This is a genomic window from Coriobacteriia bacterium (assembly GCA_013336165.1).
Taxonomy (GTDB): Bacteria; Actinomycetota; Coriobacteriia; order Anaerosomatales; family JAAXUF01; genus JAAXUF01.
In genome coordinates, this window is the sequence record JAAXUF010000008.1 from 34,056 (window position 1) to 53,757 (window position 19,702).

At 59.1% G+C, this 19,702-nt stretch carries 21 protein-coding genes; all 21 read left to right on the forward strand.

The annotated features are described in order from the left end of the window. Positions 1-12: 12 nt before the first annotated feature. Positions 13-537: a GTP-binding protein gene (locus tag HGA39_06935; GenBank protein ID NTW29080.1), complete on the forward strand. Its 525-nt coding sequence runs from the start codon at positions 13-15 to the stop codon at positions 535-537. After that, a complete protein-coding gene (locus HGA39_06940; protein NTW29081.1) occupies positions 538-987 on the forward strand; it encodes a hypothetical protein in 450 nt (149 codons plus the stop codon). Positions 988-1,008: 21 nt separating this feature from the next. Next, positions 1,009-2,682 (forward strand): Flp pilus assembly complex ATPase component TadA, encoded by a 1,674-nt coding sequence (gene tadA, locus HGA39_06945; GenBank protein ID NTW29082.1) that lies wholly within the window; start codon positions 1,009-1,011, stop codon positions 2,680-2,682. A gap of 38 nt (positions 2,683-2,720) precedes the next feature. Further along, positions 2,721-3,929, forward strand: coding sequence for a type II secretion system F family protein (locus HGA39_06950; protein ID NTW29083.1), 1,209 nt, complete (start codon positions 2,721-2,723; stop codon positions 3,927-3,929). Between the two features lie 124 nt (positions 3,930-4,053). Continuing rightward, positions 4,054-4,434, forward strand: coding sequence for a prepilin-type N-terminal cleavage/methylation domain-containing protein (locus HGA39_06955; GenBank protein ID NTW29084.1), 381 nt, complete (start codon positions 4,054-4,056; stop codon positions 4,432-4,434). A gap of 108 nt (positions 4,435-4,542) precedes the next feature. Then, complete coding sequence (locus tag HGA39_06960) at positions 4,543-4,923, forward strand: prepilin-type N-terminal cleavage/methylation domain-containing protein (protein NTW29085.1); 381 nt, start codon at positions 4,543-4,545, stop codon at positions 4,921-4,923. A 122-nt stretch (positions 4,924-5,045) separates the two neighbouring features. Further along, positions 5,046-5,858 carry a prepilin peptidase gene (locus tag HGA39_06965; GenBank protein ID NTW29086.1) on the forward strand — a complete coding sequence of 271 codons (813 nt, stop codon included), beginning with the start codon at positions 5,046-5,048 and terminating at the stop codon, positions 5,856-5,858. 92 nt (positions 5,859-5,950) lie between these two features. Beyond that, on the forward strand, positions 5,951-7,075 hold the full coding sequence (gene pilM, locus HGA39_06970) for a type IV pilus assembly protein PilM (GenBank protein ID NTW29087.1): 1,125 nt from the start codon (positions 5,951-5,953) through the stop codon (positions 7,073-7,075). Next, the gene (locus tag HGA39_06975; protein ID NTW29088.1) at positions 7,075-7,737 is read left to right on the forward strand and encodes a hypothetical protein; all 663 of its coding nucleotides are present in this window, start codon (positions 7,075-7,077) and stop codon (positions 7,735-7,737) included. The genes pilM and HGA39_06975 overlap by 1 nt, the downstream gene beginning before the upstream one ends. 12 nt (positions 7,738-7,749) lie before the next feature. Next, positions 7,750-8,367 (forward strand): type 4a pilus biogenesis protein PilO, encoded by a 618-nt coding sequence (pilO, locus tag HGA39_06980; protein ID NTW29089.1) that lies wholly within the window; start codon positions 7,750-7,752, stop codon positions 8,365-8,367. 9 nt (positions 8,368-8,376) lie between these two features. Beyond that, positions 8,377-8,937, forward strand: a complete 561-nt coding sequence (locus tag HGA39_06985) for a hypothetical protein (protein NTW29090.1) — start codon at positions 8,377-8,379, stop codon at positions 8,935-8,937. Between the two features lie 75 nt (positions 8,938-9,012). Continuing rightward, positions 9,013-10,164, forward strand: coding sequence for a chorismate synthase (gene aroC / locus HGA39_06990; protein NTW29091.1), 1,152 nt, complete (start codon positions 9,013-9,015; stop codon positions 10,162-10,164). After that, the gene (locus HGA39_06995) at positions 10,161-10,676 is read left to right on the forward strand and encodes a shikimate kinase (protein ID NTW29092.1); all 516 of its coding nucleotides are present in this window, start codon (positions 10,161-10,163) and stop codon (positions 10,674-10,676) included. The genes aroC and HGA39_06995 overlap by 4 nt, the downstream gene beginning before the upstream one ends. Before the next feature lie 2 nt (positions 10,677-10,678). Next, positions 10,679-11,779 (forward strand): 3-dehydroquinate synthase, encoded by a 1,101-nt coding sequence (aroB, locus tag HGA39_07000; GenBank protein ID NTW29093.1) that lies wholly within the window; start codon positions 10,679-10,681, stop codon positions 11,777-11,779. A 2-nt stretch (positions 11,780-11,781) separates the two neighbouring features. Next, positions 11,782-12,225: a type II 3-dehydroquinate dehydratase gene (gene aroQ / locus HGA39_07005; protein ID NTW29094.1), complete on the forward strand. Its 444-nt coding sequence runs from the start codon at positions 11,782-11,784 to the stop codon at positions 12,223-12,225. Between the two features lie 45 nt (positions 12,226-12,270). Further along, the gene (locus tag HGA39_07010) at positions 12,271-13,983 is read left to right on the forward strand and encodes a hypothetical protein (protein ID NTW29095.1); all 1,713 of its coding nucleotides are present in this window, start codon (positions 12,271-12,273) and stop codon (positions 13,981-13,983) included. Further along, positions 13,980-14,636: a prepilin-type N-terminal cleavage/methylation domain-containing protein gene (locus tag HGA39_07015; protein ID NTW29096.1), complete on the forward strand. Its 657-nt coding sequence runs from the start codon at positions 13,980-13,982 to the stop codon at positions 14,634-14,636. The genes HGA39_07010 and HGA39_07015 overlap by 4 nt, the downstream gene beginning before the upstream one ends. Positions 14,637-14,653: 17 nt before the next feature. Next, positions 14,654-15,946 carry a hypothetical protein gene (locus HGA39_07020; GenBank protein NTW29097.1) on the forward strand — a complete coding sequence of 431 codons (1,293 nt, stop codon included), beginning with the start codon at positions 14,654-14,656 and terminating at the stop codon, positions 15,944-15,946. 77 nt (positions 15,947-16,023) lie between these two features. Beyond that, positions 16,024-17,109, forward strand: a complete 1,086-nt coding sequence (locus HGA39_07025; protein NTW29098.1) for an aminopeptidase P family protein — start codon at positions 16,024-16,026, stop codon at positions 17,107-17,109. A 41-nt stretch (positions 17,110-17,150) separates the two neighbouring features. Continuing rightward, entirely contained in the window at positions 17,151-17,717 is a 567-nt protein-coding gene (efp, locus tag HGA39_07030) for an elongation factor P (protein NTW29099.1), read from the forward strand. 139 nt (positions 17,718-17,856) lie between these two features. Further along, positions 17,857-19,701: an acetyl-CoA carboxylase biotin carboxyl carrier protein gene (gene accB / locus HGA39_07035; GenBank protein NTW29100.1), complete on the forward strand. Its 1,845-nt coding sequence runs from the start codon at positions 17,857-17,859 to the stop codon at positions 19,699-19,701. The last annotated feature ends 1 nt before the right edge of the window (position 19,702 follow it).

The window sequence follows — 19,702 nt, forward strand, 5'->3', positions numbered from 1 at the left end:
GAGCAAGGGTACATGCATTCGCTCAAGGTCGTCATCGTTGGTCCGGCGGGCTCCGGCAAGACGACGTTCATCGGCGCAGTGAGCGAGATCACCGTGCTTTCGACCCGCCGCGAGATCGGTGCGGGTGGCAAGGATGCGGCGGACCGCATTGCGGTAGACATGGACTTCGGCCGGGTCACCCTTGCCGACGACATCGTTCTCTACCTCTTTGGCACACCGGGGCATGAGCGCGTTTCCTTCATGTGGGAGACTCTTTCCGAGGGGTTGCTCGGCTTCGTGGTGCTGCTCGACAGTGAGAATTCGGCGTCTCTCGAAGAGGCCCGCGAGACAATTGCGTTTCTGAGGGGTGACTCCGAGTTGCCATTTCTGGTCGCGGCGAACAAGCTTGCACCGGATGACGCAGCGGCCGTCAAGCATTTGCGCACGTCGCTGCACCTGCCCGATGACATTCCGCTTGTTTCGGTAGATGCAAGAAGCAGAGAATCGGCAAAGCTAGTCCTTGAAGGTTTGGCGCAAGAAGCAGTGAGGAGAGGTTAGATGACCCCGGAGTTGAATCGGATCGCCCTTGTCGGCGGAGCGGGTCTCCTGCTGGTCGTCGCCATGATGGTGCTGATCGTCTCGGCTGTCCGTGGTTCCCGGGCACGGAAGCGGCAGAAGGCTGCGGCGGCGCAGTATGTCGCACCGCCCGAGAGCGGGCAGTCTCCGGCTCCGGCCGAGCCCCCGGTATCGCCTCCGGTCTGGGTTCAAGCCGAGGAGCCCCTGGCCCCGGAGCCTGTCGGCACGGCCGTTCTCCAGGAGATCGAGCCCGCCGACTTCTCCCCGGAAGAAGTGCCAGTCAAGTACGCGATGACCGCGCCGGCGGAGATGTGGTTCGACGATCTTCACGTCGGCGTCAAGGCAGAAAGCGTCACCGCCGAGCGTCTGCGCTACTATGCTGACATCCTATTGGATGAGGTACATAACTCCTCGTCGAAGCGCGAGCAGTAAGCGGTCCAAAGAGAGGTTCTCTTGGCAGACGCGGCACAAAGGCTCGGTGAACTACTCGTTCGGGCGGGCGTCATCACGGCCAGTCAGCGAGACGACGCCGTCCAGGTCCATGTCGCAACGGCTTCCCCGCTTGGCAAAGTGCTGGTTGAACTGGGCTATGCCAGCCACGGCGCGATCCTCGCGGTGGTGGCAAAGCAGATCGGCATCGAGTACATGGATCTGAGCGAGCGTCGCCCCGAACCGGGCGCCGTTGCGCTCATACCGCGCGAAGTTGCGACGCGCTACATGCTGATGCCGCTCGAGATTCGGGGCAACACTCTTCTGGTTGCCATGGCCGATCCACAAAACGTGCTCACCATCGATCACGTCAGGATCATCACCGGGCACGAGATCAGACCCGCGATCTCGACGAAGAATGACATCCTTGAGGCGATCCGGCAGTACTACGATGTTGCCGATCGTGACGACAGTGACCTGCGCCTAGAAACAGACGAACCGGACGACGAGGAACTCGGCCAGTTGGCGGACGTCGAGTCCGAGGCGCCTGCGGTCAAGCTCGTGAACTACATCATCCAGAAGGCCGTCAACGACCGGGCCTCAGACATCCACATCGAACCGCAACAAGATGAACTGCGCGTGCGGTTCCGGGTGGACGGCGTGCTCGTTGAAGCGACACCGCCGATCCCGAAGTCTACTCAGGCATCCATCATCTCGCGGTTCAAGATCATGGCCGACATGGACATCTCGGAGTCGCGTCGGCCTCAAGACGGCCATTGCTCAGTATCCGTGGGCGGGCAAAAGCTCGATGTGCGAGTCTCGTCGTTGCCGACGGTTTTTGGCGAGCGCATGGTCTTGCGTCTCCTGCGCAAGGACTCGATCCTGCTGCAGCTCTCGGATCTGGGCTTCCTGCCCTCGGCGAAGGACCGCTTTGAAGCCGCTTTCACCAAGCCGTACGGCGCGGTCTTGGTCACGGGTCCCACCGGTTCAGGCAAGTCGACCACGCTCTACGCTGCGGTCAATGTGCTCAACGACCCGTCCCGCCACATCATGACCGCCGAGGATCCGGTGGAGTACCGGCTCGCCGGCGTGAATCAATGCCAGGTGAACCCCAAATTGGGAATGACCTTCGCGCGAGCGCTGCGATCGTTTCTGCGCTGCTCTCCCGATGTGATCTTGGTGGGGGAGATCCGCGACCAAGAAACGGCCAAGATCGCGATTGAGTCCGCGCTCACGGGACACTTAGTGCTCTCGACACTGCACACAAATGACTCCGCATCCGCGATCACTAGGTTGATCGAGATGGGCGTCGAGCCGTTTCTGGTCTCGTCGGCTGTCGATTGCGTGCTCGCGCAGCGTCTTGCGCGGCGGCTATGCCCAGAATGCCGACAGGCGTGGACGCCGGAATCCGGGGCGCTCATTAAACTGGGCTACGATGCCGATAGTCTTCCCGACGTCGTATACCGGGCCGTGGGTTGCAGAAAGTGCGGCGGCACCGGCTACAAGGGACGCTTGGGAGTTCATGAGGTTCTCTTGGTTTCCGACGAGATCAGGAGGCTGTGTGTTTCTGAAGCGTCAGTAGAGGAAATCAGACGCACCGCCATTGAGCAGGGCATGAGGACATTGCGGCAGGACGGTCTTGAGAAGGTTCGACAGGGTCTGACGTCGGTTGAGGAAATCGTTCGTGTGATAGTGTAAGGTGGTCTTCAGGCGTTATGGGGGTATGAGGAGCAAGAATGACGACATTTGCATACGCGGTCAGGGACAAGTCCGGCAAGGTTGTGAAGGGCAAGCTTGACGGTGAGAGCCAAGCGGCTGTCCAGAGCAAACTCTCCCAAATGGGCTACATCATTCTCGAGCTGAGACAGCAAAGTGCGCTCATGTCGTTCGGGGCAATCAAGATCGGCGGCAGCGTCAAGCCCAAGGAAGTCACGATCTTCGCACGTCAGTTCTCCACGATGATCCATGCGGGGCTCTCGCTCACGAAATGTCTGACGATTCTGTCGCAGCAGACCGAGAGTGCAGCGCTTAAGGAAGTCATCGCTCAGATTGGGAAGGACGTCGAAGCCGGGCAGTCGCTATCTGAGGGGCTTGCTAAGCATCCCAAGGTCTTTCCCCCGATCTTCGTAAGCATGACCCGCGCCGGAGAAATCGGTGGTGTTCTGGACGAGGTCTTGGCTCGTGTGGCGGATCACCTTGAGGCCGAACAGGCTCTCAAAGGCAAGATCAGGTCCGCAATGATGTATCCGATCGCGATCGGATGCCTAGTAGTCCTCATCCTGGCGGCAATGCTGATCTTCGTGGTTCCCATATTTGTTGAGATGTTTGCGGGCATGGGAGGTACGCTTCCCCTGCCTACCCAAATCCTCGTAGACTTTTCCAATTTGGTCACGAGTTTCTGGGGCCTTGTGATTCTAGCTGCGATCATCGCTGTGATCTGGTTTTTTCGCTGGTGGTCCAAGGGGGCGGGGAAGCTGGCGTGGGACCGGATCAAGCTGGGCATGCCTGTCTTTGGGCCCCTGGTTCGAAAGATTGCTCTGGCTAGGTTCAGCCGGACCTTTGCGACACTGGTTTCCGCCGGTGTTCCGATCCTTCAAGCACTGGACATAGTCGCTGAGACATCGGGTAACGAGGTGATCTCTCTTGCTGTGAAGAAGTCGCGTGCTGCCATCAAGGAGGGCGAGACTATTGCCAAGCCGCTGTCGGAATCTAAGGTCTTCCCCCCGATGCTTGTTCAGATGATCAGCGTAGGCGAGGAAACCGGTGCGTTGGACACCATGCTCAACAAAGTTGCTGAGTTCTACGATGAGGAGGTCGCCTCAGCAACGGATGGGCTGACATCGCTGATTGAGCCGCTCATGATGGTTACGCTCGGTCTGATAGTGGGAGGTATGGTGATAGCTCTGTACCTTCCGATGTTCAATGTGATAGCGTTAGTCAAGTAGGGGGGTGGTTTCATCGAAGACTCTTGGCGTGTCTCAAGTTTCGCGTCCATGCGTCGATATAGGAACTACAAACACAGTGGGCGAACCCACGCAGGTCCCCAAAAGGGGAAGGAGACTCGAGGAAATGCAAGCATTTCGCAAGAACGATGAAGGCTTCACGCTCGTAGAACTCATGGTCGTCGTTTTGATCATCGGTATCTTGGTCGCCATCGCGATCCCGGTATTCAACAACGCCAGCAACAACGCGCGTATCAAGTCTTGTCAGGCCAACATGCGAACCATTGAAGGCGCCTACCAGACGTACATGGCCAACAACGGCACGGCCATCACTGCCGCAACTACGGTTGTCTCGGGCGGGATCTTGGTTCCGGGCTTCATTGCCGCTGTGCCTGCGTGTCCCTCCGATCCGAACTTCGGAACCACCACCGCCAAGACCCCCTACAGCTTGGCTACAACTGGCTTGACGGCCTGTCCGATCGTGCCTCTCACTCACATCCACTACTAGCATGCGAGACTCGCTGCCAAGGGTTCGCGGTTGGGTTTGTGCCGCGGCCCGTGGCAGCGAGTCCCTAAGGCGCGGCGATGTTTCCGAAGAAGGGGAAGCTGTACAGTTATGATCAACTGGAGAAGACGGAACGAAGGTTTCACGCTCGTAGAACTCATGGTCGTCGTTTTGATCATCGGTATCTTGGTCGCCATCGCGATCCCGGTGTTCACGAACGCCAGCAACAACGCGCGTATCAAGTCTTGTCAGGCCAACATGCGAACCATTGAAGGCGCCTACCAGACGTACATGGCCAACAACGGCACGGCCATCACTGCCGCAACTACGGTTGTTCAGGGTGGGATCTTGGTTCCGACCTTCATTAAGGCGCCGCCCGTGTGTCCCTCAGATCCGAACTTCGGAACCACCACCGCCAAGACCCCCTACAGCTTGGCTACAACTGGCTTGACGGCCTGTCCGATCGTGCCTCTCACTCACATCCACTACTAGAGGTCGTGGCTATAGTTGGCGGATTAAGACTCGGGCTCTCTTGATTCTTGAGCGCGCCGATCGTATACGGGTGTAGCGATTGGTGATGAAGTGGCCCTCGCCAGATGGGATTGGGTGGATCAGTGGCTGCGTATGTCCTTCTGGCGGCTCTAGGTTTTGTCTTTGGCTCATTCGCAAACGTCGTCATTTGGCGTCTTCCGCGCGGTGAATCGCTGAACCACCCTGGCTCGCATTGTCCAAAATGCAGTTCGTCAATTGCATGGTATGACAACGTTCCGGTGCTCTCCTACATCTTCTTGGGCGGGCAGTGCAGGGTGTGTGGTGCTCGTATATCACTGCGCTATCCGATCGTTGAGCTGCTCTCGGCGCTGTTGTGGCTCGCCGCCGGAATTCGGTTTGGTATCACGCCTCAAGCTGCGTTCGCTATGGTCTTCTTCTTTCTTCTGCTCATCCTTGCCTTCATCGATATCGACACCATGCGTCTGCCTAACGCTCTCACGGCACTGCTGTTCGTGATCGGCGCCATCGGCGTGGGTGTCGCTCAATTTGCTCAAATGGCGCTGGTTCCGCTCCTGCCGGTTGCCGCTCTACCATGGGGGCCGGGTGTCTCTGCCCTGATCGGGGCGAGTCTGTCAGCGGGTCTGGCGTTGGCAATTGCCGCGGCGTATGGCAGTTTGAGGAAGACCCAAGGCTTCGGCATGGGCGACGTGAAGCTATTGGGGGTCATCGGCGTCTTCCTTGGCTTGTATGGCCTCATGGTCTTCTTCTTGGGCAGTGTGATGGGGGCGGTGTACGGCGTGATCGTGGCGCGCCGTAGCGGTGGATCGTTGCAGCATAAGTTCGCCTTCGGGCCGTTTCTGGCTCTCGCTGCAGTGTTGGTGACGTTGTTCGGACCAACGCTGTGGTATTCCTACCTTGGCATCTTCGCGGGATGATGGCTTAAGATTGCTTGTGGCAGTTACTCACTATGGTATCATCAGCCACGTGATCGTGTAGATCTTGTGCAGGGCAACGGGAGGGGGAAGCGTTGGCTCGATCATCTTTTGGCGCTGCACCACTGCCCGTTGGTCTTGATGTGGGGACTGACAGGATTCGAGTGGCTCAGATCAAGCAGAGTGGTATCGGCAGGGCGCTGACTGCCTATGGATCGATCACGATGCCGCTCGGTGCCACGGTTGAGGGGGAGATCATCGATCCGACGATCGTTTCCTTGGCAATCAAGAACCTATGGAGAAGCGTAGGCCTTCGCTCCAAAGAGGTTTCGATTGGCGTCTCGAACCAGAAGGTCATTGTCCGTCTGATTGACTTGCCATTCATGGACAAAGACGAACTCGCTGGGGCAATCCAGTATCAAGCTCAAGACTACATCCCAATTCCCGTAGAAGATGCTGTACTCGATTTTCAGATTCTTGGCGATTACATGACGCCATCTGACGAGCACATGATGGAAGTGCTTCTCGTCGCTGCGCAGCGAGACATGATCGCCAATGTCGTTGCCGCGGTTGAGGGGGCGGGTCTACGACTTGCCTCTATCGATGTCACTGCGTTCGCACTGGTTCGGGCGCTGCTGGGCACGGAAACCTCATGGCTGGCCACGGAGTTCAACGATCCAAGCCAGGCCTTGGGGGTCGTGCACATCAGTTCAGGATTGACCACGATCGTGGTGCTAGAGCGAGGGATTCCGCGGTTCACCAGGGTTTCCTCTCTTGCCGGCAACCAGATGACACAAGCGGTTGCGACCGCTCTCAACATCACATTTGATGAGGCAGAAGCAATCAAGATCAAGGTCGGGCTGCCAAGTATGGACGGCACGCCCACCATCCCTGAGGGCGTCGACCCGGCTCAGGCGCAGGCCGCGCAGGAGACAATTGAACGCGAAGCGGGGAAGTTGATCGCCGAGATCCGTCGTTCTTTCGACTACTACCTCACTCAGGCTAACGGGGTACACGGTGTCCAGAAGGTCTATCTGACCGGCAATGGTGCACTTATGGGCAACCTGCCGGCGTATATGGAAAAAGGGCTGCAAGCGGAGGTGTGCTTGGGCGATCCGCTTGCGCATGTGCAGATTGCGGCTGCGGTTGAGCACTCCGTCGTCGCAGACCGAATGGGCTGCGCGGCTTCGATCGGTCTGGCACTTGGGGGTACCTTCTGATGGTACACATCAACCTTCTGCCTCGTGCCGTACTCAATCGCCGGCGCTATGAGCGGTGGTACCGCTACATCTTCATCATTGCGGTCGGCCTCGTGGCTTTGGTTCTGCTTCTCTCCGGCGCCCTGTGGCTGATGGTGCAACAGAAGACCGATACTCTGCAGAGCGCAAACGAGCAGGTTCAGCAATATCGAGCTCAATCGGATGCGCTTGCGGTGTTCGAACAAAACACGCAGACCTTGCAGGCCCGTCAAGCTGCTGTTCAGGCCGCCCTGTCGCAACGTGTTGACATGGGCAAGCTGGCCAACAACATCTCTCTGGTTCTTCCTAGTGAGGTCTGGCTCAAATCAATCACAATAGGACAAGAATCCGGAGTGCTCGTGGTGGGGAGTACTCCACGTTCAACGAGCCAGTCGATGGATGTCGCCTACAAGTCGATCGCCAAGACGCTTGTGCGATTGGGCGAACTCAAAGAACTATCCAGCGTATGGCTTTCGAGCGCTGCCAACACGATATGGCAGGAATGGGCCGTGCAAAGTGGATCAGCCAAGCCGGATCCGATCAATGTGGTCGGTTTCCAGATCACAGGGAAGCTAGACAAGATCAAGGCGCTTCTGGATGCGCCTGCCGCCTCGTCCACCACGTCCGGTACTTCGGGCAAATAGGGAGAGGGGCGGATGACGTTGTCACCAAGGAACAAGGTCATACTCACGATAGTGGGATGCGTTATTGCGATAGCGGTACTAGCTGTTGCCCTGATGCTGCCCATGTACAATGAGCTAGGCAAGTTGGATACACAGATTTCGACGGCGGACCAGCAGGCTGCGGTATTCAAGGCAAAGCTCGCTCAACGGCAGCAAATGAAAGATCAGTCTGCCAGCACGAACGCGACGTGGTTGCAGCTTACGAGCGCAGTACCGGAGAGCGCAAACCTACCTTCACTTATCATCGATTTGCAGGATGCTGCCTTTGCGAGTGGAGTCCAGTTAGTTGCGCTCACCCCCTCGGCGCCTACCTCACCCACAGCGGCGGCCGGTGGAGTGCAAGCGACAACGAGCGCATACCTGATCATTCCAGTCCAACTTGAAATCATTGGAACCTGGTCAGACACGGTTGATTATCTGCAACGCATTCAGAAGCTGACCAGGAGTCTGCGCATCACGGAGTTCACTTCTACTGTGTCGGACAACGATACGCAGGCCAAGAAGGCAAATGCGACGTTGCCCGATTACTTCGAGGCAACCTCAATCAAGATCGAGGTCTATATGATTTCGGCGTCTGCGACGGGGAAGTAGGGGCAGACGATGACTGACACGAACTTCACCGATGTGCAGCAAACTGCCAGGCCTGCCGGCTTCTTCTCGACTTCAACCGGCAAGGTCGTGTTGGTTGCGATCGTCGCGGTTGTGCTGCTTGCCGCCGTTGGTGTCGCAGCCTACATGTTTCTGATTGGCACGCTTGCTCCCAGCAGTTCGACTGGCGGTTCTCCTCAAGTCACCGTTACCTCAACGGTTACTTCGGGCACTGCCGGTTCTGCGTCTGCACCAGCCGAGCCGCCTCTATCGGAAACCTTCATCCTGCGAAACGTCTTCGCACCAACAGTGAAGCCATCCATTGTTGCGGCCCCTACCGGCGGAGGTTCGTCTGTTACCGTTCCGACCAACACACTGTATCTGGTGAGTACTCAGCTGACGCCAACGAAGACGGCGACCTTCATCTGGAACAACGTCACGTATGTGGTTGCGGAGGGTGGTCAGGTAGGCACTTCTCCATGGAAGGTGCTGACCATAAGCGAGGGTTCTGTGCTGATGTTGTACGGCGACTCCCAGGTGACGCTGACATCCGGGCAGAGTGTCGGCAAATAAGGACGCTGATTGCTCGGCCCGCGCCTTTCTGGTCGAAGCCGGCTTGAGTTCGGTTCGTTTCAGAGAGGTCACGGCATGCAGCACATAACAGCCGGCGAATCACACGGTCCCTGTCTGACCACCATTGTCACCGGCGTGCCCGCTGGGATCTCCTTGACGTGCGCGGACATCGATCACGATCTCGCACGTCGGCAACGTGGCTACGGCCGCGGCGGACGTCAGTCCATCGAATCCGATCACGGGCGAGTGACTTCCGGAGTGCGTTTTGGGCGCACAATCGGGAGTCCCATCGCAATCGTTATCGAGAATTGCGACTGGAGCAACTGGACTGAGATCATGTCACATTCCGGGGAGAAGTCGGCAGGCACTCGCGTGACTCAACCGCGTCCGGGGCACGCGGATCTTGCGGGGATTCTCAAGACCGGTTCCGATGACGTGCGCGATGTCCTCGAGAGAGCCAGTGCCAGAGAGACCGCAGCGCGCGTGGCTGCGGGAGCTGTTGCAAAGGCATTCCTGAGGGAACTCGGCGTTCAGATCGCCTCATATGTGCAGGCCATAGGTTCCGTCACGATGCCGGCAGTTGAGGACCCTGCCTCTCTTGCTGAAGCCTCCATCGAGGAAAGCGAGCTCCGCTGTCCCGACGGCCCGACCACAGAACTCATGAAGGCTGCAATTGACGCTGCGCGGGAGGCAGGAGAGTCTCTCGGAGGCGTGTTCGTTGTGACTGCCACTGGGTTGGTGCCCGGGATAGGTACCTATGCCGAGGCGGCTCGCAGGCTGGATGCGCAGATCGCAGCCGCCATCATGTCGATTCCTGCGATCAAGGCGGTCGAGATAGGCGACGGGTTCGCGCTTGCAGCTGTTGTCGGCAGCAAGGCGCATGATGAGATCCATTATTCTCAGGAGCGCGGCTACCACAGATACACCAACCACGCGGGCGGTCTTGAGGGTGGAATGACGAATGGGGAGACCTTGGTCGTACGCGCGGCCATGAAACCCATCCCCACGCTGATGCGACCGCTTGCAAGCGTCGACATTGACACGCACGAAGCGGTGGATGCCAGCAGGGAACGCAGTGACGTATGTGCAGTTCCGGCTGCGGCTGTTGTCGCCGAAGCAGAACTCGCTCTAGTGCTTGCCCAAGCATACGTCGATAAATTTGGCGGGGATGCGATGGTCGATATCATCGCTGCGCGTGATGCGTATCTTGCAAGGATCGCCCGATGAGCCATGTGTTCCTCATAGGGTTCATGGGTGCGGGAAAATCCACCGTTGCTCGGGAAGTGGGAGAGAGACTGGATCGTCCGGTGGTCGATCTCGACCGAGTTGTGGAATCGAGCTCCGGATACACGATTCCTGAAATCTTTGAGAGCGCCGGAGAGCAGGGGTTCCGCGCATTGGAGTCTGCCGCGTTGGCTGAGCTTGCTGATGCGCCTGCCAGTATCGTCGCATGTGGCGGAGGTATCGTCATATCGGATGAGAACCGCGTTGCCCTGAAGCGCCAAGGCTCCGTCATCTATCTGCGGGTGAGTCCGGAAGAGACACTAGCCCGTGTGGGCGCGGACAAGTCCCGTCCGCTTCTGTCCGGTCCAGAAGGTGAGCTCGCGGCTGCCCGGCTCTTGGATTCCAGGGAGACACTCTACGCGGCCGTGGCCGATGCGACGATCGAGACGGTGGGTCTTTCGATGCACGAAGTTGCAGACGCTGCGGTCCAAGCCATCAAGGAGCGTGGATTGTGACGATTTCGAGTATCGTCCACGTTGAGGTTCCGCACGCCGATTACGACGTCACCGTCGGAATCGGCTTGCTGGGCGAACTGGGCGCACGAGTTCGCGCGGTTTCCTCGGCGAAGCGCGTTGCCCTGGTCAGCGATTCCACGGTGGCCGCTCTCTATGGGCTCAGGGTCGATGCGGAGCTTGCCCGTGGAGGGTTTGAGGTGTTTCCACTTTCGATTCAGCCAGGAGAGGGATCCAAGAGCTGGCTTGTCGTCGGCGAACTCCTCGAGGCTATGGCGGAGGTCGGTTTGGATCGTACCGACATCGTGGTCGCTCTGGGCGGCGGGGTGATTGGCGACGTCGCGGGCTTTGCGGCGGCCACGTATTTGCGCGGGATCGACTTCGTCCAGGTTCCCACTTCGCTGTTAGCTCAGGTGGATTCGTCGGTTGGGGGCAAGACAGGTGTCGACCTGCGTGCAGGAAAGAACCTCGCCGGCGCATTCAAGCAGCCGCGTGCGGTGGTCGCAGATGTTGCGCTGCTCGAATCCCTGCCACAAGCCGAGTGGGCGAATGGTTTCGCAGAGGTCGTGAAGGGTGCGTTCATCGAAGGCGAGGCGTTCGTTTCATGGCTCGAACATCACTGCGATGAGCTTGTTTGTCATGATCAGAGTGCAGTTGCCGATGCGGTCTCGCGTTGCGTGCGATTCAAGTCGAGGGTCGTGTCTTCCGATGAGAGGGAGACAGGGCTGCGAGAGTGCCTGAACTACGGACACACCCTGGGTCATGCGATCGAGAAGGTCGCCGGCTATGGTGTGGTCTCACACGGCGTCGCTGTTGCGGAGGGTATGCGGTTCGCAGCGCGACTTTCAGTAGAGGTATGCGGCACGAGCCGGGAGTTTGTGGAGCGGCAGGACAGACTGCTGGATGCATTCGGTCTTCCGGCAGCTACAATGAACATTGAGGCAAACGAGTTGTTCGACGCAATGCGTGCTGACAAGAAAGTCCGCGCGGGGATGGTGCGGTTCGTGCTGCCGGAGAGGGCAGGGTCTTGGAGATGCTGTCCGGTCGAGGACAAAGTGATTCTGCAGCATCTGCGAGCGTGGGCTGCTTCGAAGAGAAGAGGGTGACGATGACCCGAGTGCTGGTCCTGAATGGGCCGAACCTAAACCTGCTCGGTACTCGTGAGCCCGAGATATATGGGTCTGAGAGTCTTGCGGATATTGAAGCTGCCGTCCGAGGCGTTGCGCAGGAGCTGGGCGTCGAACTCACGTTCCTCCAAAGCAACCACGAGGGCGAGCTGATCGATGCGCTCCATGCATGCGTCGTTGACTGCGATGCGGTGGTGTTCAATCCCGGGGCATTCACACACTATTCGTATGCACTGCGCGACGCGGTCGCCTCAATCCGGGTGCCGGTTGTGGAGGTTCATTTGTCCAATATCTCCGGCCGCGAGGCGTTCCGCCGAGAAAGCGTGATCGCTCCCGTTTGTGTGGGCCAGATCGCGGGTTTCGGTTCTGCTGGATACCTTCTTGGAGTGAAAGCGGTTCTGGGTTTGCTTTCCGCCCGTGGGTAGATACACTTGACTGGGATGTTCGGCAATGGGGATGCGGATTTGGACATGAGGAAACATGAAGACGGGTTCACCGTAGCCGAGGTACTCATCTCCTTGGCGATCCTTCTGATTGTGGTAATGGGCGTGCTGACGGCGCTCGAGTACTCCGCGTGGACCACCCAGCAAAATGCGATGCGGCAGGGTGCCGTTGAGTTGGCCAATAAGACGCTTGAGAAGGCGCGAACGATTCCCTATGCCGAGCTGGGCACACACTACCCGGACGGCACGTATGGCGACCCTCCAGGATCCATTCCAACCAGTACGACTGTGGGCGACTACACGGTCGTGACGAGCGTGTCTTGGGTGCGAGATCCTGTTTCGCACAGAGCGACATACAAAGATGTACAAGTGACGGTCTCGTGGCAGAAGCCGCATGCGTCAAGCGTATTTGTGGAGACGGGCGTCTTTGGCAAGAACAGCTACGTCAACAGCGGCGACGTCCAGATCCACGTTCTTGATGCCGACGATCTTAGTGCCCAGATCGCGGGCGCAGCGGTTACACTCACGCCAGCCACCGGAGTGACCCGATGGGAGACTACACTCACAGACGGAATCGCCTTCTTCGGCTACGTGCCATCGGGGGCCACAGGCGTGGCGGCCGCTCTCACGGGGTGGATGGCAGACCTCACCGCTTTCGGCGCGAAGACGGTCAACACTGACTCACTCAATGACTGGGCGCTCCTGATGCAGCGCGAAAGCGATGCAACCATCTACGTTGTTGGCGCTCCGAGCGGCTCGCCGATAGCGGGGGCAACGGTAACCCTGACGAATAATGAGCGATCACTCATCTATTACGGCACATCAAATGCGGCAGGGGCGGTGACCTTCCCTCAACTATGGAAGGCAACTGGCGCCGGGTACACGGTGTTGGTGACCTATCCCGGCCGTGATAATGGTGTCGCGTCATTCACAATCCCCAGCGGCGGGTATCACGCCAGCCAGACTGTGACGATTAACGACCCTACGTCGTTCGTGGTGTCCGTGAAGGATGCGGCCACGAATGCTGTGGTGGCAGGCGCGCAGGTCACCGTGCGTGACTCGGTCAATGCCCATGTCCCCGGGAGTCCCGGTGTCACAAGTGCAGGCGGCACGGCTTCATTCCAGATCAATCAGACCGGCACCTACACGGTCACAGTCGCTGCGACGGGATACACGACTTCGGTCACTTCCACCAACATCTCCGCGGGAGTTGGCGCCGTCACCTATATGGTCGCGTTGGCGCCGCCGACCTATCTCAGGGTGACGTGCAAGGACAGCGTGTCGAACCTTCCCATCGCAGGGGCGAGCGTCACGGTGGGCAGTACAACGCTGACCACCGATAGTAGCGGGAACGCCCTCTTCACAATCACGGCAACGGGTACGTATGCCATCAATGCGACTGCGAGCGGCTACCAAGGCTACTCGGGATCGCAGTATGTTGCATTGGGCTCGGGCACAGTAGCCCATTCGGCGAGCATGGTTCCGGCGCCGACAACGGGGTCACTGCGAGTGCATGTTACGCGTTGGTGGGACGGGGATCCTCGAGACGATGTGCAGGTGACCCTTTACAGGGGTAACACGCAGGTAGCAACTCAGAGGACGGATAGCGATGGTTACACCACTTTCACTAATCTCGCCCCTGGTACGAACTATAGAGTCAGGAGAACCAACTACAACACCTATTTCGGCTACTTCACCGTGACCGCCGGCTTGACCACGACCGCCGAAGTGAGCTGGTGAGTCGATTGACAATCAGGTGGCGCGAGCGCAAAGGCGAATTGGGCGGCGACGCGGGGTTCACCCTAGTCGAGTTGATGATTGCGGTCAGCTTGCTTTCGCTCGTGTTGGCGACTGCGTATATGGTTCTCAATAGTGTCAGTTCGATGAGTGACCGCGTCTCGGCTCGCGAGATGGCAGCATCCAGTGCGAACTTGGCGATCGAGCGAATGACGCGTGAACTCCGGCAGGCGCAGGAGTTGTCAACCGCCGAGGGTGCCGGGGTCTTCAGATACAACGAGCCGCAACGTGCATCGTTCTATATTGACTTAGATCACAACGGCACGCCGGAACGCGTGACCTACTACGTCTCGGGAACCACGCTCTATCGGACGGTCGCCGTAGCTACGATCACGTATCCGGGCGCGGGGAACTTCGGTGCCGATAGCGCTCCAACGGCGGTGCTGAGTGGCTTGGATCCGGGGTGGACGCCCAATGTGTTTGTCTACTACGACAACAGCAGTGTTCCGGCCGTGGTCAGCTCCGCGAATCCGGACGAGGTTTCGGCGGTCGAAATCACCGTCGTCGCACAGGGACGATCCGGATCCATCACCGCCTCTGCCACGAGCACGACCTGGGTCAGGATTCGCTCAGTTCATAACGACATCGCTTACTAAAGCTGGAGAGAAGAGCCATGGATACCCTGCGCATCAAGCGTGAGATACGGAAAGCGGTGCACCTCGCGCGTGCTGACGACGGGATGGCGCTGGCAACCGTGGTCGTGATCTCGGCGATTCTGTTTATGCTGGTGACCACACTCCTTGTGGTGGTTGCACAGCAGCAGCTTACGACCTCACATACTGTCGCAAGGGCTAAGGCGCTCCAAGTTGCGGATTCCGGAATTGACGCTTATCTCTACCACATGAGGCAGAACACGACCTACTACTCCACCAATCCCGTGTTGGGACCGGTTGCAACCACTGAAGGCATGTTCACCGTCACCGCCACGCCACCAACGGGCAACGGGCCCATCATCTTGAGATCCGTCGGCACCATACCATCCCTAGGGGCCACGAAAAGCATAGTCGCCTCAGTCAGATACCCAACCTTTGCTGACTATGTGTTCCTGTATGATACGGACATCAGTATCGGCTCTGAAGCCACCATTATTGGCAAGGTCAGAAGCAACAGAAGCATCGACAACGATGGCGTGATCACCGGTGCCTGCATCGCGGCCGATTCCATCACGGGAAGTGGTTCGTTTGGCAGCAGGCAGCCCGACTCGCCAGTCATCGACTTCTCGAGCGTCTTGACCGACATGGGCCAGATGAAGACCACGGCACAGGGGACATCCACGTATTTCGCGTCGTCGGGCACTCGCGGCTACCGGGTTATCCTGAACGGCATGAACTTCAGCGTTGCGAAGGTGACTGCTGTGAACAGTTCAACAGGCGCCCTGACTCTGGGAACCGCGACGAACTACTCGATTCCCACGGCAGGAATCCTCTATTTCAATGACACTATCTGGCTCAGCGGAACGTACTCGACAAGAGTCACTGTTGCATGCGGCGATACGAGCGTCAACGACCCCGGCTATGCGACTCCCGTAGACGATTCGGCCGTGTTCATTCTGGACAACTTGGTCCCCCAGGATCCATATGGCACGGCGGTCTGCGGTGTCGTTGCGCTCGGGGATATCAGCGTACCCAGTTGGTACAGTTCGATGCCGCAGGATCTGACGATCCAGGCCGCCCTTCTCTCGCAGGCCGGCGGTATCCATGCTGACTGGTCTTCTGCGAGGAACAAGGACAGCTTCCACTTGATCGGATCTAGGGCGCAGAAAGGCGAGGGAGGTTTCGTGAGCGGCTCCATGGGCTTCATGTCGCGTGTCTACGAGTACGATGCTCGACTCGACACAAACCCGCCGCCCAGCTTCCCGGTTGTGAGAGACGGTGCGCTCAAGGTCAGTACGTGGGTCGAGAACTGACGGTCTGCGACATTAGTACTTGACCGGGTCGCTGCTGCGGCCCGGTTGTCTTGTTGGGAGAGAGGCAGTGGTCTTCGATGACTGAAGTGCGGGTGGAGGGACTGCGCGCGCGCCTGAGTACCGACGGCGTTGCGGCTCTTGCGGTCATCGGCGTTCCCAACATCACCTATCTCACGGGTTTCAGCCACGTCTTCGACGACGAGCCGGCGCATGTGGCCCTCGTGACCTCAGATGCTTGCACGCTCTACACGGATTCGCGCTATGCCGAGGCCGTCAGGAGCGCGGCAGACGGTACCCCCTGGCGTATCGCGCTTCCTGCCGGCGAGGTGCTCTCGGCGGTTCGGCAGGACCTGATGGATGCCGGCATCACCAAAGTGGCGATCGAGTCGACGCTGCCGTATCGTCGGTTCGAGCGATTCCGCACCGGCTTCACCGGTGAAGTTGTGGCCGCCGATGGCTGGGTGGAGGACTTGCGCCGGGTCAAGGATGCCGATGAGATCGCGAGCATCACCGCAGCCCAAGCACTGACGGATGCGGCTTTCGAGCACATTCTCGCCTTCGTGAAGGCTGGCGTCACCGAGCGCGACATTGCCCTCGAGCTTGAGTTCTTCATGCGCAAGCAGGGGAGCGACGGCGTCGCTTTCGCCCCGATTGTGGCGAGCGGCCCGAACTCGGCCAAGCCCCACGCGGCGATCACTGATCGCGCATTCACTCAGGGTGACTTCGTGGTCATGGACTTTGGTGCGCGAATAGACGGTTACTGTGCCGACATGACACGCACCGTGGTCATCGGCCGTGCCACGGATCGCCACCGCGAGATCTATGAGGCGGTTCTTGCCGCCAACATCGTCGGAATCGCCGCCGTGAAGGCGGGTTTGCTCGGCAAACAGATCGACGCGGCGGCCCGCGCAGTGATCGAGGAGCGAGGGTTCGCGCAGTACTTCGAGCACGGGTTGGGGCACGGAGTGGGGCTCGAAGTCCACGAGATGCCGGGCCTCGGACCTCGGTCGACGAAGCCGGTTCCAGAAGGCAGCGTCGTGACTGTGGAGCCGGGAGTCTATGTGCCGGGCTTCGGCGGTGTTAGAATCGAGGACTTGGTGGTGGTAGAGGCGGATCACGCACGCGTCCTCACCCGATCGGCCAAGGATCTGCTGGAACTGTAGAAGTGACTTATCGGCGAGCTGCCGACTAGGCAAAAGGAGCCATGAGAGTGTCAGTCACAACGGCAAACTTCAAGAACGGCATGTGCATCGTGCACGACGGCAAGCGCTGGGTGATCATCGATTTCCAGCACGTCAAGCCTGGCAAGGGCGGTGCGTTTGTGCGCACCAAGCTCAAAGAACTCAAGTCGGGTCGCGTGGTTGAGTACACGTTTCGCTCGGGCGAGAAGTTCGACGACGTTCGCATCGAGACCAAGCACATGCAATTCCTGTACAAGGACGGCGATACGTTCTACTTCATGGACAACGCCAGCTACGAGCAGGTCGAGCTCAATGCCGATTTCGTCGGCGATCAGGCCAAGTGGCTGCGGGAGAACGACGAGGTCGACATCGTGACCGCCGATGGCGAGTACATGGGTGTTGAGCCTCCGATGTTCGTTGACCTCGAGGTCATCGAGACGGATCCCGGGTTCAAGGGCGACACCGTCCAGGGCGGCTCGAAGCCCGCGACGCTCGAGACAGGCGCCGTGGTGCAGGTTCCGATGTTCATCAACACCGGTGACAGGCTTCGCATAGACACGCGCGACGCACGCTACATCACGCGCGTCTAGCGGTTCTTTAGCCGGCGATGTGACAGGCGTGCAGCCAGCGCGCCTGTCGTCGTATATACTGTCTGACTACGCACAGATTGGCGGCGTCAGAAGAGGCGCCCACTTTGATATACGCCCTGACGCACGCCAAGGAGGCGCAATGCGACCAGTCCACATCACCGATACGACGCTTCGCGACGCGCACCAATCGCTGTGGGCCACGCGGATGGAGATCGGCGACATGTTGCCGATACTCGCGAAGATGGATTCCGTCGGGTACTGGTCGCTCGAGGTGTGGGGCGGAGCGACGTTTGACTCCTGTCTGCGCTTCATGGACGAGAATCCGTGGGAGCGGTTGCGCACGATCAAGGCGCACTGTCCCAACACGCCGCTACAGATGCTTCTTCGCGGACAGAACCTGGTCGGCTATCATCACTACTCGGATGAGATCGTCACGAGGTTCGTGCATGCGAGCAAGCGCAACGGCATCGACGTCTTCCGGGTGTTCGACGCCCTGAACGACATCCGCAATGTGGAGACGGCGGCTAGTGCGGTCAAGGAATGCGGAGGCCTCTTTGAAGGCGCGATTTCCTACACTGTCAGCCCGGTGCACACCATCGATTCCTATCTTGAGTACGCGCAGCAGCTCAAAGAACTCGGTGCGGACACGATCTGCATCAAGGACATGGCAGGCATGCTCACGCCATTTCGTACCGAGAAGATGGTGCGTGCGCTGAAGGACCAGATCGGTCTGCCGGTTCATGTGCACTGCCACTACATCGGCGGTATGGCTCCGATGAACTACGTGAAGGCCGCCGAGGCGGGCGCCGACATCGTAGACACCGCTGTGGTCGCTTTGGCGTTCGGCAACAGCCAGCCGGCTGTCGAGACGATCGTGGCCGCGCTCAAGGAGTCCCCGTACGATACCGGGCTTGACCTCGACCTGCTGTTCGAGATCGCCGAGTACTGGGAGGGTGTGCGCAAGAAGAAACACCTCAAGCGCGGAATCACCACGCTGCTCTCCATGGAAGTCTTCAGCCACCAGGTGCCGGGCGGCATGATGAGCAACCTCATCTCTCAGCTTGAGGCACAAAAGGCGATGGACCGCCTCCCCGACGTCTTCGCCGAGGTCCCCATAGTGCGGGCAGAGGTCGGCTATCCGCCTCTCGTAACGCCTCTGTCGCAGATCGTCGGGACTCAGGCCGTCATCAACGTCCTGACCGGCAAGCGCTGGAACCTAGTGCCCCAGGAAATGAAGAACTACATCAAGGGCTACTACGGCAAAGCGCCGGGCCCGATGAACCGGGACATCGTCGCCAAGGTTCTCGGCGACGAAGCTCAGCTTGCGCCTGACATTCGCCCCGGGTCGCTTGTGACCACCACCTATTCGGAAGTCGAGGCCGAGATCGGCGAGTTGGCCAAGAGTGAAGAAGACGTGCTCATGTACGCGCTCTTCCCCAACGAAGCACTTCAGTACCTCACTACTCACAAGGTTGGCGCCGAGAAGGCCGTCTTCCTTCAGAGCGAGGAATACAAGACTGTCAAGGAGGACGAATCCGTGGATGTGAACCAAATCCGGGAACTGATCAAGGTCGTCGAGGCCTCGGACATCACAGAGATCACAATCGAAGAGGGCGAAACCAAGGTGACGATCCGCAAAGGCGGGTCGGTCGCAGTCGCGTGCGAAACCTCGGCCGCCGCTCCTGTCGCAGCCGCCCCGGCCGCGACTCCCGCCGCCCCTGCGGCGTCGGCGCGTCCGGCTTCGTGGAGGCAGGTCGTTGCCCCCATGGTCGGCACCTTCTACGAGGCCGCTTCCCCCACCTCTACCGCATTCGTTTCCGTGGGCGATTCGGTTTCTGAGGGCCAGACGCTGTGCATCCTCGAAGCCATGAAGCTGATGAACGAGATCATCGCCGAGGAGGCGGGCATCATCCGCGAGATCGGCGTCGCGAACGGCTCCGCGGTTGAGTATGGCACGGTTCTGTTCTCCTACGAGCCCATCTAGC